Source organism: Pedobacter sp. ASV12 (assembly GCF_016429155.1).
Lineage (GTDB): Bacteria > Bacteroidota > Bacteroidia > Sphingobacteriales > Sphingobacteriaceae > Pedobacter.
This window is the reverse complement of sequence record NZ_JAELUC010000346.1, coordinates 1-397: the sequence shown is the minus strand read 5'-3', so window position 1 is coordinate 397 and position 397 is coordinate 1. Positions and strand designations below refer to the sequence as shown.

The window sequence follows — 397 nt, the reverse complement described above, 5'->3', positions numbered from 1 at the left end:
CCCCCCCCCCCCCCCCCCCCCCCCCCCCCCCCCCCCCCCCCCCCCCCCCCCCCCCCCCCCCCCCACCCTTTCTTCCTGATCCCCCCACCACCGAGATCTACACATGTCGTGGTTCGTCGGCAGCGTCAGCCCCCCCCCCCCCCCCCCCCTTACTTTGGCGAAAACCGGTTTCGTTAAAGTTTTCGCCAAAGTAATGCAGGATCTGCTTACGGCGGCAAACGCCCGATTCGGCATAATCGATTACTTCTTTGCTGTCTCTTATACACATCTCCGAGCCCACGAGACAGTACTCATGATCTGGTATGCCGTCTTCTGCGTGAAAATGGGGGGGGGGGGGGGGGGGGGGGGGGGGGGGGGGGGGGGGGGGGGGGGGGGGGGGGGGGGGGGGGGGGGGGGG

Annotated in this window: 1 pseudogene; it reads right to left on the bottom strand. The window is 69.5% G+C overall.

Annotation, left to right across the window (positions count from 1 at the left end):
* Nucleotides 1-163 precede the first annotated feature (163 nt).
* Nucleotides 164-250: pseudogene (locus tag JHD69_RS21600) on the bottom strand (RecQ family zinc-binding domain-containing protein); the annotation flags it as partial.
* Between the last annotated feature and the right edge of the window lie 147 nt (nt 251-397).